This is a genomic window from Actinomycetospora rhizophila (genome assembly GCF_042657905.1).
Taxonomy (GTDB): Bacteria; Actinomycetota; Actinomycetes; order Mycobacteriales; family Pseudonocardiaceae; genus Actinomycetospora; species Actinomycetospora rhizophila.
This window is the reverse complement of record NZ_JBHSKG010000004.1, coordinates 331,869-345,407: the sequence shown is the minus strand read 5'-3', so window position 1 is coordinate 345,407 and position 13,539 is coordinate 331,869. Positions and strand designations below refer to the sequence as shown.

The window sequence follows — 13,539 nt, the reverse complement described above, 5'->3', positions numbered from 1 at the left end:
CGGAGCTCGACCATCGGAGGGGACGGGCTCCGGCTCAGACGCCGACGACCTCGAGCTCGGCCTCGATGGCCGCCTCGAGACGGTCGCGCAGCGCGGGCACGCGGACCTTCTGGATGACCTCGCCGAAGAAGCCGCGGACGACCAGCCGGCGTGCCTGGGCCTCGGGGATCCCCCGCGCCATCAGGTAGAACAGCTGCTCGTCGTCGAACCTTCCCGTCGCGCTGGCGTGGCCGGCGCCGACGATCTCGCCCGTCTCGATCTCGAGGTTCGGCACCGAGTCGGCGCGGGCGTTGTCGGTGAGCAGCAGGTTGCGGTTGAGCTCGTAGGTGTCGGTGCCCTCGGCCGCCTTGCGGATGAGGACGTCGCCGATCCACACGGTGTGCGCCGCGGTGCCCCCCTCGGCCCCCTGCAGCGCGCCCTTGTACATCACGCGCGACCGGCAGTTCGGGATCGAGTGGTCGACGAGCAGGCGCTGCTCGAAGTGCTGGCCGCCGTCGGCGAAGTACAGCCCGTCGAGCTCGACGTCGCCGCCGGGCGCCCGGTAGTTGATGACCGGGGAGAGCCGCACGAGGTCGCCGCCGAGGGTCACCGAGGTGTGCCGGATCGTCGCGTCGCGCCCGACCGACAGGTGCTGGGCGCCCACGTACACGGCGTCGTCGGCCCAGTCGTGCACCTCGACGACCTCGAGCTTGGCGCCGTCGGCGACGACGAACTCGGTGTTCGCCGCGACCGTGCCCGACCCGCGGTGGTCGAGGACGACGACCGCCTCGGCGTGGGGCTCGAGACGCAGCTGCAGGTGCGCGTACGCGGTCGACCCCGCGCCGGGGCCGGTGACGGTGATCGTGAGCGGCTCGTCGTCCGAGCGCGCCTCGTTCACCGTCACCACGTGCACCTGCTCGACCGACGACCAGGCCTGCGCGGCCACGCGGTCGGCGGGGATGCCGCCGTCGCCGCGCCGCGCGTCGTCGCGCCCGACCGTCTCGTGCCGCGTGCCCGTCCCCGCGAGGTCGGTGGCGCTGTCGCCGAAGCCGGCGCGCACCGACACGCCGATCGAGCCGTCGGCGGTCGCCGAGCCGTCGTGCAGCCCGCGCAGGCGGCGCAGCGGCGTGAAGCGCCACTGCTCCTCACGCCCGCGCGGGACCTCGAACGACTCGACGTCGTAGGAGGTGTGCCGCTCCTCCCACGGCGCGATCTTCGGCGAGGAAGCGGTCTTGATCCCCGGGTCCACGTCCAGGACCGGGGCGCCGGGGGCGGTCGTCGAACCGCCCCCGGTGGAAGCGACAGGTGTGTCGGTCATCCGACAGCGCCCTCCATCTGCAGCTCGATCAGGCGGTTGAGCTCGAGCGCGTACTCCATGGGCAGCTCGCGCGCGATGGGCTCGACGAACCCGCGCACGATCATCGCCATGGCCTCGTCCTCGGTGAGGCCGCGGGACATCAGATAGAAGAGCTGGTCCTCGCTGACCTTCGAGACGGTCGCCTCGTGGCCCATCGTCACGTCGTCCTCGCGGACGTCGACGTACGGGTAGGTGTCCGAGCGGCTGATCGTGTCGACCAGCAGCGCGTCGCACTTCACCGTCGACCGCGAGTGGTGCGCGCCCTTGTTGACGCGCACGAGGCCGCGGTAGCTGGTGCGCCCGCCGCCGCGCGCCACCGACTTCGAGATGATCGTCGACGACGTGTGGGGCGCGAGGTGCACCATCTTGGCGCCCGCGTCCTGGTGCTGGCCCTCGCCGGAGAAGGCCACCGAGAGCACCTCGCCCTTGGCGTGCGGCCCGGTGAGCCAGACGGCCGGGTACTTCATGGTCACCTTGGAGCCGATGTTGCCGTCGACCCACTCCATGGTCGCGCCCTCTTCGGCCTTGGCGCGCTTGGTGACCAGGTTGTAGACGTTGTTCGACCAGTTCTGGATGGTCGTGTAGCGGCAGCGGCCGCCCTTCTTCACGACGATCTCGACGACCGCGGAGTGCAGCGAGTCCGACGAGTAGATCGGCGCGGTGCAGCCCTCGACGTAGTGGACGTAGGCGTCCTCGTCGACGATGATCAGCGTCCGCTCGAACTGGCCCATGTTCTCGGTGTTGATCCGGAAGTAGGCCTGCAGCGGGATGTCCACGTGGACGCCCTTGGGCACGTAGATGAACGAGCCGCCGGACCAGACCGCCGAGTTGAGCGCGGAGAACTTGTTGTCGCCGGCCGGGATCACCGAGCCGAAGTACTCCTCGAACAGCTCCGGGTGCTCGCGCAGCCCGGTGTCGGTGTCCATGAAGATGACGCCCTGCGCCTCCAGGTCCTCGCGGATCTGGTGGTACACGACCTCGGACTCGTACTGCGCCGCGACGCCGGCGACGAGGCGCGCCTTCTCCGCCTCGGGGATGCCGAGCTTGTCGTAGGTCGCCTTGATGTCGTCGGGCAGGTCCTCCCAGCTGGCGGCCTGCTTCTCCGTCGACCGGACGAAGTACTTGATGTTGTCGAAGTCGATCCCCGAGAGGTCGGAGCCCCACTGCGGCATCGGCTTCTTCTCGAACGTGCTCAGCGCCTTGAGCCGCGCCTGCAGCATCCAGTCGGGCTCGCTCTTCTTGTCCGAGATGTCACGCACGACCGCCTCGTTGAGGCCTCGCTGCGCGCTCGCCCCGGCGACGTCGCTGTCGTGCCACCCGAACTGGTACTGCCCGAGCGCCGCGAGGGTCTCCTCCTGGGTGAGCTCGGTCGGGGCGGTGGTCCGCTCCGCGGAGGTGGTCATACGACCTGCCTTCCCTTGACGTCGTGAGGGGTGGTGGAGCCCTGCTGTCGGGGCACGTGGGTCGTGCACGCGGCATCGCCGCGCGCGATGGTGCTCAGCCGCTGGACGTGCGTGCCCAGGAGCTCGGCGAAGACCTCGGTCTCCGCCTCGCACAGCTGCGGGAACTCGGCGGCCACGCCGGCCACCGGACAGTGGTGCTGACAGAGGGCCTCGCCCGCCGTGGTGGCGCGGGACGAGGTGGCGTAGCCCTCGTGGGAGAGCGCACCGGCCAGGGCGTGCACCCGGCCGGTGTGGTCGGCGTGGGCGCCGATCGCCTCCCGGTGCTCCGCGAGCAGGCCCTCCACGCGCCGGCGGGCGAACGCGCGGACCGCGTCGTCCCCCAGCACGTCGGACAGCTCGCGCAGCACCGAGACGGCGAGCTGCGCCACGTCCTCCTCGTCGCCCCCGACCCGTCGGCGGCCCTGCTCGGTGAGCAGGTGCTGGCGGGCGGGCCGGCCACGTCCGCGCCCGGCGCGGGGAGCGTCCCGGGTCGTCACCGTGGCCTCGGCGATCAGGGCGTCGAGGTGCCGGCGCACCGCCGCCCCCGACAGCCCCAGCACGCCGGCGAGGTCCTTCGCCGTGGTGGGGCCGTGCTCGAGGAGCCTGCGGACGATGAGGTCCCGCGTCCGGCCGTCGTGCCCGTCGACGCTCATGGTCCTCACCTCCTGACCGTGATCGGTTAGGTCAGCCTTCTTTTTGACAACACCAGTCTTGCTTATTTGTCCCCGCCGGGCAAAGCGGGCCCCCGGACCGGACGGGGTGATCGCACTCACCCAGGGTCACCTACCCTCACCCGCCGCCGGGGTACGGCGGCCGGGACCCGCGAGCGGCCTCGGTATCGTCCCCGCCCGTGACCGGCACGACGGAGGCCCCTGCGCCGGTGCCCGCTGCCGTGTCGCCCGCGGTGACGCCCCCCGGGGCGCAGCCGCCCCCGCCGACGCCCGACGAGCGCCGCCGCCTGCGGACCGTGCGCCGCTTCGGCACCACCGGCTCGCTGCTCATGGCGATCGGCGCCCTGGGGTGCGGCGCGACGCCGGCCCCGGCGTACAACCCGCTGCTCGGCACGCGGGTGCTCGGCCTGTGGGGCCGGATGCCGACGGTGTCGCTGACGCTCGCCTACATCGGCATGGGCATGCTCGTGCTGGCCTGGCTGTGGCTCGGGCGGCTCGCCTGGCCCGGCCGCGTGCGCCTGTCGGTGCGCCAGCTGACGCGCATCCTCGTCATGTGGATGGCGCCGCTGGCCGTCGCGCCCCCGCTGTTCTCCACCGACGTCTACGGCTACCTCTCCCAGGCCGAGGTCGTCTCTCGGGGCTTCGACCCCTACATCTACGGCGCCGCGCAGGCGCTGGGGCTCTCCGACCCGCTGGTCGCGAGCATCCCCACGATCTGGCGGACCACGCCGTCGCCGTACGGGCCCGGCTTCCTGTCCTTCGGGCGCCTCATCACCGCCATCGCGGGCGACGACATCGTGCTCGGCGTCTACCTGCACCGCGTGCTCGCGCTCGCCTCGCTGGGCCTGGTGATCTGGGCGGTGCCGCACCTCGCCCGCCGGGCCGGCGTCGAGCCGATCGCCGCGCTGTGGCTCGCGATCAGCCCGCTGGTGCTGTTCCACCTGGTCAGCGGCATCCACAACGACGCGATCATGCTGGGTGTCGTCCTCGCCGGCATGGAGATCGGCATGCGGCGCTCGTGGGTGCTCGGCGCGCTGCTCATCGGGCTCGGCGCCTCCGGGAAGATCCCCGCGGTGGTGGCGCTGGGGTTCCTCGCCGCGCACGTGGCCCACGAGCGGGGCGGGGGGATCGGGCGCCTCGTGCGCTACGGCGCGGGGTGCTCGGCGCTGGGGCTCGGGATGGTCGCCGCCGTCTCGGTCGGCAGCGGCCTGGGCTTCGGGTGGATCCAGGCGCTCGCGGTGCCGAACCTGCTGCGCAGCTGGCTCTCGGTCACCACCGACCTCGGGGTGCTCGGCGGCTGGCTCGGCGGGATCCTCGGGCTCGGCGACCACACCGACGCCGTCCTCGACCTCACGCGCGCCGCCGGGCTGGGCGTCGCCGCGCTGGTGTGCCTGCTGCTGGTGTTCATGGTGCTGAACGGGCGCCTGCACGCCGTCGCGGGCATGGGCTACGGCTTCGGCGCGGTGTTCCTCGCCGGGCCCGTGCTGCACCCCTGGTACCTGCTGTGGGCCGTCGTCCCGCTGGCCGCGTCGGTGCGCAACCCGCGGATCCGGGGCTTCGCCGTCGCGATCTGCGCGGTCGTGGCCCTGCTGGTGCCGCCGACGGGCGCGGACTTCTCGTTCCGCACCTACCAGCTGCCCATGGCCATCACCGCCGCGGCGCTGCTCGCGCTGGTCCCGCTGTTCGCCGTGCGCGGGCGCGTGACGCGCACGCCGTCCACCTAGGCTGGCGGCCGTGTCGGTCACCGCAGGCGCGCTGGAGGTGCGCGACCTCGTCGTGCGCTACCAGGGTCGCGCCGCCGTCGACGGGCTCGACCTGGACCTCGCGCCGGGCCAGGTGCTCGCCCTGCTCGGGCCCAACGGCGCGGGCAAGACCACCACCGTCGAGGTGTGCGAGGGCCTGCGCGGCCGCGACGCGGGCTCGGTCCGGGTGCTGGGCACCGACCCCGCCGGCGCGCCCGACGCCCTGCGCGCCCGCATGGGCGTCATGCCGCAGGGCGGCGGCGCCTACCCCGGCGTCCGGGTGCGCGAGATGGTCGGCCTCGTGGCGGCCTGCTCGGCGCACCCGCTCGACCCGGACTGGCTCGTCGAGACGCTCGGCCTCGCCGCCTGCGCCCGCAAGCCCTACAAGCGCCTGTCGGTGGGCCAGCAGCAGCGCCTGGCGCTGGCGTGCGCCGTCGTCGGGCGCCCGGAGCTGGTGTTCCTCGACGAGCCCACCGCCAGCCTCGACCCGCAGGGCCGCCGGCTCGTCTGGGACCTCGTGCGCGCCCTGCGCGCCGACGGCGTCGCGGTGCTGCTCACCACGCACCTCATGCAGGAGGCCGAGACCCTCGCCGACCACATCGTGATCATCGACCACGGCCGCGCCGTCGCCGAGGGGAGCCCGGACAAACTGACCGCCGCGGGCGCCGACCGCGAGCTGCGCTTCCGCGCCGCGGCCGGCATGGACCTGCGCCTGCTCGCCGACGCCCTGCCCGAGGGCTGCGCGGTCTCGGAGCCGACGCCGGGCAGCTACCTCGTCGAGGGCTCCATCGACCCGCAGGTGCTCTCGGCCGTGACGTCGTGGTGCGCCCGCCAGGGGGTGCTCGCCGACGACCTGCGCGTCGCGCGCCGCAGCCTCGAGGACGTGTTCCTCGAGCTCACGGGACGGGAGCTGCGCTCGTGACGGCCCCGCGGTTCGAGGCCGGCACGTTCCGGCCGTCGCCCGGGCGCGGCCCGCTGGGGCGCATGCTCGCGACCCAGATCGGCCTCGAGACCAGGCTGGCGCTGCGCCAGGGCGAGCAGGTGCTGCTCACGCTGATCATCCCGCTGGCGCTGCTCGTCGGGCTCACGCTCCTGCGCGTGGTGCCGCTGCCCGAGCCCCGCGCCACGTCCGCGCTCGGCACGGTGCTCGCGCTCGCGATCATGTCGACCGCCTTCACCAGCCAGGCGATCTCCCTGGGCTTCGACCGCCGCTACGGGGTGCTGCGGCGCCTCGCGGCCACCGCGGTCCCCCGCTGGCTCATCGTGTGCGGGCGGCTCGGCGGGATGGCCGCCGTGGTGCTCGTGCAGGTCGTGGTGCTCGCCGTCGTCGCGGTGGTGCTGGGCTGGCGGCCGGGCGAGGGCTCGCCGGGCTGGGTGCTCCTGCTCGTCGTGCTCGGCACCGCGGCCTTCGGGGCCGTCGGCGTGCTGCTCGGGGGCAGCGTGCGCGCGGAGATCACGCTCGCCCTCGCCAACGTCGTCTGGTTCGTGCTGCTCTTCGCGGGCGGGGTGCTCGTGCCGGCCTCGGCGCTGCCCGGGCCGCTCGCCGCGGTCGTGCAGCTGCTGCCCTCCGGGGCTCTCGCGGAGGGCCTGCGCACCGCGCTCGCCGGCGGGACGCCCTTGCTCGCACACGTCGTCGTCCTGCTCCTCTGGGCGGTCGTGGCGGGCGGCATCGCCACCCGCACGGTGCGCTGGAGCTGAGTCCCTGCTGACTTCCTACGACGGGACGTAGGATCAGCGGTGTGCTGGAGCGTCTCCCCGCCACACCGCCCCGGCTGATGCACGGCCTCGCGATGGCCGCCGTCGTCGGCCAGGCCGGCATCGCGGTCACGGGTGCCGTCGTCCGCGTGACCGGGTCCGGGCTCGGGTGCCCGACCTGGCCCGAGTGCTTCCCGGGCAGCCTCGTCCCGGTGCCGCACCCCGAGATCGCGGTGCTGCACCAGTGGGTCGAGTTCGGCAACCGCCTGCTCGGGATCGCCCTCGTGCTGATCACGGGCGCGTGCCTGCTCGCCGCCCTCAACGTCCGGCCCCGCCGCCGGCGCCTGGTGCTGCTCGCCGCGACGATGCCCCTCGGCGTCGTCGCCCAGGCCGTCATCGGCGGCATCACCGTGCTCACGGGGCTGGCCTGGTACACCGTCGCGCCGCACTTCCTCGTGACGATCCCGCTGATCTGGCTCGCGGTGCTGCTCGTGCGCGAGTCCTCCCCCGCCGCCCTGGCCGCCCCGCCCGGCACGCCCTGGACCCCGGCCGTCCCCCACGCGCTGCGCGGCCTGCTCGCGGTCACCTCGGTGGTGCTCGTGGCCCTGCTCGTCGCGGGCACGCTCGTCACGGCGGCGGGCCCGCACGGGGGCGACGCCGCGACCCCGCGCCTGGCGGCGGTCCCCCTGCCCACGCTCGCGACCGCCCATGCGCACCTGCTCTTCGCGTTCCTCGGCCTGCTCGTCGGCGTGGGCTTCATGGCGCACGCGGTGCCCGTCCCCCGCGCGGTGATCGTGCGCCTGCGGGTGCTCGTCGTGCTCACGCTGGCGCAGGGCGCGCTCGGCGGCATCCAGTACGCCCTCGGCGTCCCGGAGCTGCTCGTGGCCCTGCACGTCCTCGGCGCGGTGGTCACCGTCGCCGCGACCGCCTGGCTGTGGTCGGCGACCGCCGCGATCGACCCGGCGCCCGCCCCCGTCGACGCCCCGGCGCCCGCGCTCGCCGGGAGGGGCTGATGCGCGCGGTCCGGGTCTCGCGCCTCGGTGGCCCCGAGGTCCTGGAGCCCGCCGAGCTGCCCGACCCCGAGCCCGGCGAGGGCCAGGTGCTCGTCGAGATCGCCACGGTCGGCGTCAACTACATCGACACGTACTTCCGCGCCGGCATCTACCCCCACGAGCTGCCCTTCGTGCCCGGCGTCGAGGGCGGCGGCACCGTGCGCGCCGTCGGGCCGGCCGTCACCACCGTCGCGCCGGGCGACCGCGTCGCCTGGACGAACACCCTCGGCACGTACGCGACCCTCGCGGTGGTCCCGGCGACCGACCTCGTCGTCGTCCCCGAGGGCGTCGACCTCGAGACCGCGACCGCCGTGGCCCTGCAGGGCATGACCGCGCACTACCTGCTCCACGACACCTACCCGGTGGCGCCCGGCGACGACGTCCTCGTCCACGCGGCCGCAGGCGGGATGGGCCTGCTGCTCTGCCAGATGGCGCGCTCGCTGGGCGCCCGGGTCATCGCCACCACCTCGTCGCCGGAGAAGGACGCCCTGGCCCGCGAGGCCGGCGCGGACGAGACCCTGCGGTACTCCGACGACCTCCCCGACCGCGTCCGCGCCCTCACCGGCGGCGAGGGCGTCGCGGTGGTCTACGACGGCGTCGGCGCCTCCACCTTCGACGCCTCCCTCGCCAGCCTGCGCATCCGCGGCGTGCTCGCCCTCTACGGCGCGGCGAGCGGGCCCGTGCCGCCCGTCGACCCGCAGCGCCTCAACAGCGCCGGCTCGGTGTACCTCACCCGCCCGTCGCTGCACTGGCACGTGCGCACCCCCGAGCAGCTCGCCACCCGCGCCGCGGCGGTGTTCTCGGCGGTGGCGGCCGGCGACCTCGCCGTCCGCATCGGCGGCCGCTATGCCCTCGACGACGCCGCGACGGCCCACCGCGACCTCGAGTCCCGCCGCACGACCGGGAAGCTCCTGCTGCGGCCCTGAGGGCCTCGGAGGCGCTTGCGGGCAGCTCGCGCGCGGCGTGGTCGGGCGCGTCCACCGGGCCTTCGGCGACCCGGACTCCGGGCGGGGCGCCACCGTCGCCTGCCGCCAGCTCTCCAGTTCGATCTCTCCGGAGAGCCGTCAGTGCACAGCACTGGTGGCACCCCTGAGAGATCGAACTGGCGAGCCCGGGCGCTGGGACGGCGTCGTGGAACCGCCGGGACGGCGGCGGCGTCGAAACCCGTATGGAACTCGATCGACCGTTCCGCGGGTCCGAGGCCGTGGCCCGCGGTGAGATCAGCAAGGGAGCCTTGCGGGGCACGGGGTTCGTCTCCCTGGGTCACGACGTCTACCAGGCCGCGAGTGCGCCGGTGGACCAGGTGACGCTGGCGCGTGCCGCGCTCCTCCGCCACCCCGACGGCGCGGTCACGGGTCTGGCGGCAGCGGTGCTGTGGGGCGCCGGGACGGCGGTCGCCGACGTCGACGCGACCCTCGCCGACACTGATGTGCCGGCGGGCGCGACCGAGGTGCTCGTGTCCGGGGCCGGGGCACGGTCGCGGGGCTCGGTCGACGTGCGGCGCGCCGAACTCGCGGAGGACGAGGTGGTCACGTGGCGCGACGGCGCCGACGGCACGCTGCGGCTCACCTCGCCGGCGCGCACGGTGCTGGAGGTCGCCCGCCGGCTCCCGACCGTCGAGGCCGTGGTCGTCGCCGACGCCCTCGCCCGCCGTACCGGGGTCACCGCCGCCGACGTCGTCGCGCTCGCCGACCGGCACACCGGCGAACGGGGCATCGCCCGCGTGCGGGCGGTGGCGTCGCTGATGGACCCGCGCGCCGACAGCCCGCGCCGCACCCGGGTGCGACTCGGCGTCCTGCTGGCGCGGTTGCCGTCACCGACGGTCGACGCGGTGGTGGCGCGGTCCGCGACCGGGGAGACCGTCGGCGCGCTGGACCTCGGCTGGCCCGCGACGTCCAGCGGCGTGCTCGTCGACCGGCACCCCGCGCAGGCCCGCCTGTGCGCGGAGGAGCTCCTGGCGCACGGCTGGCAGGTGGTGTCGCTCGGCCGGGAGGGCGAGCAGCCCGTCGCGGAGGTGGTGGCGGACGTCGCCACGTTCCTGGCGCGGGTCGACCGGCTGCGGTGGCGCGACCTCCCGGACCTCCGCGGGCGGTACCCCCGCCGGCCGGCAGCGCCGAGGGTCTGGACCTAGAACGGCCAGCCGAAGACCGGCCAGCCGACGGCCGAGTCGACGGCCACCGCCACGAACAGGCCCGTGAGGTAGGTGTTCGAGAGGTGGAACAGGCGCATCGACTGCACGACCTCGTCGCGCTTGACCGCGCCGTCGAGGCGGTGCGCGGCGACGAGGAACCAGACGCCGCCGAGGGCCGCGGTGCCCAGGTAGATCCAGGACGTCGCAGGGATCAGCAGCGCCGACCAGGCCACCATCGCCCACGAGTAGGCGACGATCTGGCGGCTCACGCGACGGGGCGAGGCGACGACCGGGAGCATCGGGATGCCGGCGGCGGCGTAGTCGTCGCGGTAGCGCATCGCCAGCGCCCAGAAGTGCGGCGGGGTCCAGAAGAAGATGATCGCGAAGAGGACCCAGGCGGGCCAGCCCACCGAGCCCGTCACGGCCGCCCAGCCGATCACCACGGGCATGCAGCCCGCGGCGCCGCCCCAGACGATGTTCTGCGCGGTGCGGCGCTTGAGCAGCAGCGTGTAGACGAGGATGTAGAACGCGATCGCGGCCACCGAGAGGCCCGCGGCCACCCAGTTCGCCGTGAGCCCGAGCCACACGGCCGACAGCGCACCCAGCACGAGCCCGAACACCAGGGCGTGCGAGCGGGGCACCGCCTCGCGGGCCAGCGGGCGCTTGCGGGTGCGCGCCATCTTCGCGTCGATGTCGGCGTCGACGACGCAGTTCAGCGCGTGGGCGCTGGCCGCCGCGCCGGCGCCGCCGACCAGGACGGAGAGCACGAGCCAGAGGGACGGCACCGACCGTTCGGCGAGCATCATCGCCGGCACCGTGACCACGAGCAGCTGCTCGATGATCCGGGCCTTGGTCAGCGCGAGATAGGCCCGCACGGTGGTGAGCAGGCCGCCCCGCCGCGTCGCGGGGACCGGGCCGACCGCCGTGCTCACTCGGTGGCACCTCGCTGTGTGGTGGTCGGACGTTCTTCGGGCACGACCGCGTCTCCTACACGCTGTCGTCGGGGAAGTCTGCACCCCCGCGGCGCCGTCCGCTCGCGGGGGGCGTCTCCCGGCGTGTGCGGTGTCCGCCACGTCACGGTCCGGTGACGTCCCCGGGGCGGGCGCGGGACCGACCGCCGAACGACCCGGCGATGATAGGCCGCCGGTGTCCGTCAGGGGACGTGAGGGTATCTCCGGGGCGTTGTGATGACAGAGGATCGATGCAGGTCCGTAGGGACTTGAATCGATCCCGTGGGAGCATCGCCCCCACTGGACGGACGCGCGGCGGAGCCGAGGCCCGCGGCGCCCGAAGACGCGCAGGAAGGCACCTCGTGACCGCCACCGATGTGAGCAACACGCAGCCCGCGAGCGAGGACCCGGACGAGATCCAGTCGCTGCTGACTCCTCACCGCCCCGACGACTGGTCGGCGCTCGACGAGAAGGCCGTCGACACCATCCGCGTGCTCGCCGCCGACGCCGTGCAGAAGGTGGGCAACGGTCACCCCGGCACCGCCATGTCCCTGGCGCCGCTGGCCTACACGCTCTTCCAGCACACGATGCGCCACGACCCGGCCGACCCGGCCTGGCAGGGCCGCGACCGCTTCGTGCTCTCCGCCGGACACTCGAGCCTCACGCTGTACATCCAGCTCTTCCTCGCGGGCTACGGCCTCGAGATGCGGGACCTCGAGGAGCTGCGCACCTGGGACTCGGCCACCCCGGGCCACCCCGAGTACAGCCACACCCCCGGCGTCGAGATCACCACCGGCCCCCTGGGCCAGGGGCTCGCCTCCGCGGTGGGCATGGCGATGGCGGCGCGCCGCGAGCGCGGCCTGTTCGACCCCGACCCGCCGGTCGGCGAGAGCCCGTTCGACTCGCAGATCTACGTCATCGCCTCCGACGGCGACATCGAGGAGGGCGTGACGGCCGAGGCGTCGTCGATCGCCGGGCGCCAGCAGCTCGGCAACCTCACGGTGATCTACGACGACAACCACATCTCGATCGAGGACGACACCAGCGTCGCCCTCTCCGAGGACGTGGTGAAGCGCTACGAGGCCTACGGCTGGCACACCCAGGTGGTGCGCGGCGGCGAGAACGTCGTCGGTATCCGCGAGGCGCTGGCGAACGCGAAGGCCGAGACCGGGCGCCCGAGCTTCATCGCCCTGCGCACGATCATCGGCTATCCCGCGCCGGACAAGATGAACACCGGTGCCGCGCACGGTGCCGCGCTCGGCGAGGACGAGGTCCGCGCGGTCAAGGAGATCCTCGGCTTCGACCCGGACAAGCACTTCCAGATCGACGACGAGGTGCTCGCGCACACCCGCTCGATCGCCGAGCGGGCGAAGGCCGAGCACGAGGCCTGGGACAAGCAGTTCGACGACTGGGCGCAGGCCAACCCCGAGCGCCGCGCCCTGCTCGAGCGGATGGCGCGCCGCGAGCTGCCCGCCGGCTGGCACGACAAGCTGCCCTCCTGGGAGGTCGGCGGCGACCCCGTCGCCACCCGTAAGGCCCTGCAGAAGATCCTCGGCGAGATCGGGCCGGAGCTCCCGGAGCTCTGGGGCGGGTCGGCCGACCTCGCCGAGAGCAACAACACCACGATCAAGGGCGCCGACTCGTTCGGCCCGTCGTCGGTCACGACCAACAACTGGGGCCAGATGAGCCCCTACGGCCGCACCCTGCACTTCGGGGTCCGCGAGCACGCCATGGGCTCGATCCTCAACGGGATCGCGCTGCACGGCGGCACCCGGGTCTACGGCGGCACGTTCCTGATCTTCTCGGACTACATGCGCCCACCGGTGCGTCTGGCGGCGCTGATGAAGCTGCCGACCACCTACATCTGGACCCACGACTCGATCGGGCTCGGCGAGGACGGGCCCACGCACCAGCCGATCGAGCAGCTCGCCTCGCTGCGGGCGGTGCCGGGCCTGTCGATCGTGCGCCCGGCCGACGCCAACGAGACCTCGGCGGCGGTCCGCGCGATCCTCGACAACCCGACCGGCCCGGCCGGCCTCGCGCTGACGCGCCAGAACCTGCCGATCCTCGAGGGCACCGACACCGACGGCGTCGCGCGGGGCGGCTACACCCTGCAGGACGCCTCCGACGGCCGGCCGCAGCTCGTGCTCATCGCCACCGGCTCGGAGGTGCAGCTCGCGGTCGAGGCCCGGAAGGTCTTCGAGTCCGAGGGCGTTCCCACCCGCGTGGTGAGCATGCCCTGCGTCGAGTGGTTCGAGGCGCAGGACCGCAGCTACACCCGCCACGTCATCCCGCCCGACGTCAAGGCGCGCGTGTCGGTCGAGGCGGCCGTCGCGCAGTCCTGGCACAAGTTCGTCGGCGACGACGGCGAGTGCGTCTCGATCGAGCACTTCGGCGCCAGCGCCGACTACAAGACGCTCTTCCAGCAGTTCGGCTTCACGACCCAGCACGTGGTCGAGGCCGGGCGCCGCACGCTCGCCCGCGCGGCCGAGCACTCCGCCTGATCGGCCTGATCGCGCG

11 protein-coding genes are annotated in these 13,539 nt (G+C 74.0%); 7 read left to right on the top strand and 4 right to left on the bottom strand.

Going from position 1 to position 13,539, the window contains the following annotated elements; genetic code table 11:
- Positions 1-34 precede the first annotated feature (34 nt).
- From sufD to ACFPK1_RS11010, 3 genes are read right to left on the bottom strand one after another with little or no spacing between them, the layout of a single operon-like run.
- Positions 35-1,297 carry a Fe-S cluster assembly protein SufD gene (sufD, locus tag ACFPK1_RS11020; protein ID WP_378020947.1) on the bottom strand — a complete coding sequence of 421 codons (1,263 nt, stop codon included), beginning with the start codon at positions 1,295-1,297 and terminating at the stop codon, positions 35-37.
- On the bottom strand, positions 1,294-2,739 hold the full coding sequence (sufB, locus tag ACFPK1_RS11015) for a Fe-S cluster assembly protein SufB (protein WP_378020946.1): 1,446 nt from the start codon (positions 2,737-2,739) through the stop codon (positions 1,294-1,296). The genes sufD and sufB overlap by 4 nt, the downstream gene beginning before the upstream one ends.
- Positions 2,736-3,497: a helix-turn-helix transcriptional regulator gene (locus tag ACFPK1_RS11010; protein ID WP_378021022.1), complete on the bottom strand. Its 762-nt coding sequence runs from the start codon at positions 3,495-3,497 to the stop codon at positions 2,736-2,738. The genes sufB and ACFPK1_RS11010 overlap by 4 nt, the downstream gene beginning before the upstream one ends.
- A 131-nt stretch (positions 3,498-3,628) precedes the next feature.
- Between ACFPK1_RS11010 and mptB the strand changes: the two genes are divergently transcribed.
- From mptB to ACFPK1_RS10980, 6 genes are all read left to right on the top strand, one after another.
- Entirely contained in the window at positions 3,629-5,173 is a 1,545-nt protein-coding gene (mptB, locus tag ACFPK1_RS11005) for a polyprenol phosphomannose-dependent alpha 1,6 mannosyltransferase MptB (RefSeq protein WP_378020945.1), read from the top strand.
- A 10-nt stretch (positions 5,174-5,183) separates the two neighbouring features.
- Positions 5,184-6,113 carry an ABC transporter ATP-binding protein gene (locus tag ACFPK1_RS11000; RefSeq protein WP_378020944.1) on the top strand — a complete coding sequence of 310 codons (930 nt, stop codon included), beginning with the start codon at positions 5,184-5,186 and terminating at the stop codon, positions 6,111-6,113.
- A 62-nt stretch (positions 6,114-6,175) separates the two neighbouring features.
- A complete protein-coding gene (locus ACFPK1_RS10995) occupies positions 6,176-6,889 on the top strand; it encodes an ABC transporter permease (protein WP_378021021.1) in 714 nt (237 codons plus the stop codon).
- Positions 6,890-6,930: 41 nt separating this feature from the next.
- The gene (locus ACFPK1_RS10990; protein ID WP_378020943.1) at positions 6,931-7,899 is read left to right on the top strand and encodes a COX15/CtaA family protein; all 969 of its coding nucleotides are present in this window, start codon (positions 6,931-6,933) and stop codon (positions 7,897-7,899) included.
- Positions 7,899-8,864 carry a quinone oxidoreductase family protein gene (locus ACFPK1_RS10985; RefSeq protein WP_378020942.1) on the top strand — a complete coding sequence of 322 codons (966 nt, stop codon included), beginning with the start codon at positions 7,899-7,901 and terminating at the stop codon, positions 8,862-8,864. Before ACFPK1_RS10990 ends, ACFPK1_RS10985 begins: the two co-directional genes overlap by 1 nt.
- A 278-nt stretch (positions 8,865-9,142) precedes the next feature.
- The gene (locus ACFPK1_RS10980) at positions 9,143-10,069 is read left to right on the top strand and encodes a hypothetical protein (RefSeq protein ID WP_378020941.1); all 927 of its coding nucleotides are present in this window, start codon (positions 9,143-9,145) and stop codon (positions 10,067-10,069) included.
- Here ACFPK1_RS10980 and ACFPK1_RS10975 read toward each other — a convergent pair.
- Positions 10,066-11,001: a heme o synthase gene (locus ACFPK1_RS10975; protein ID WP_378020940.1), complete on the bottom strand. Its 936-nt coding sequence runs from the start codon at positions 10,999-11,001 to the stop codon at positions 10,066-10,068. The two genes, ACFPK1_RS10980 and ACFPK1_RS10975, sit on opposite strands and share 4 nt — an antisense overlap.
- 434 nt (positions 11,002-11,435) lie before the next feature.
- Here ACFPK1_RS10975 and tkt point away from each other — a divergent pair, with 434 nt between their 5' ends.
- The gene (gene tkt, locus ACFPK1_RS10970) at positions 11,436-13,523 is read left to right on the top strand and encodes a transketolase (RefSeq protein ID WP_378021020.1); all 2,088 of its coding nucleotides are present in this window, start codon (positions 11,436-11,438) and stop codon (positions 13,521-13,523) included.
- Positions 13,524-13,539 lie beyond the last annotated feature (16 nt).

Bases quoted from the DNA above. Each gene is read 5' to 3' on its own strand.
- sufD (WP_378020947.1), bottom strand. From the start codon at position 1,297: ATGACCGACACACCTGTCGCTTCCACCGGGGGCGGTTCGACGACCGCC.
- sufB (WP_378020946.1), bottom strand. From the start codon at position 2,739: ATGACCACCTCCGCGGAGCGGACCACCGCCCCGACCGAGCTCACCCAG.
- ACFPK1_RS10995 (WP_378021021.1), top strand. From the start codon at position 6,176: ATGCTCGCGACCCAGATCGGCCTCGAGACCAGGCTGGCGCTGCGCCAG.
- ACFPK1_RS10985 (WP_378020942.1), top strand. From the start codon at position 7,899: ATGCGCGCGGTCCGGGTCTCGCGCCTCGGTGGCCCCGAGGTCCTGGAG.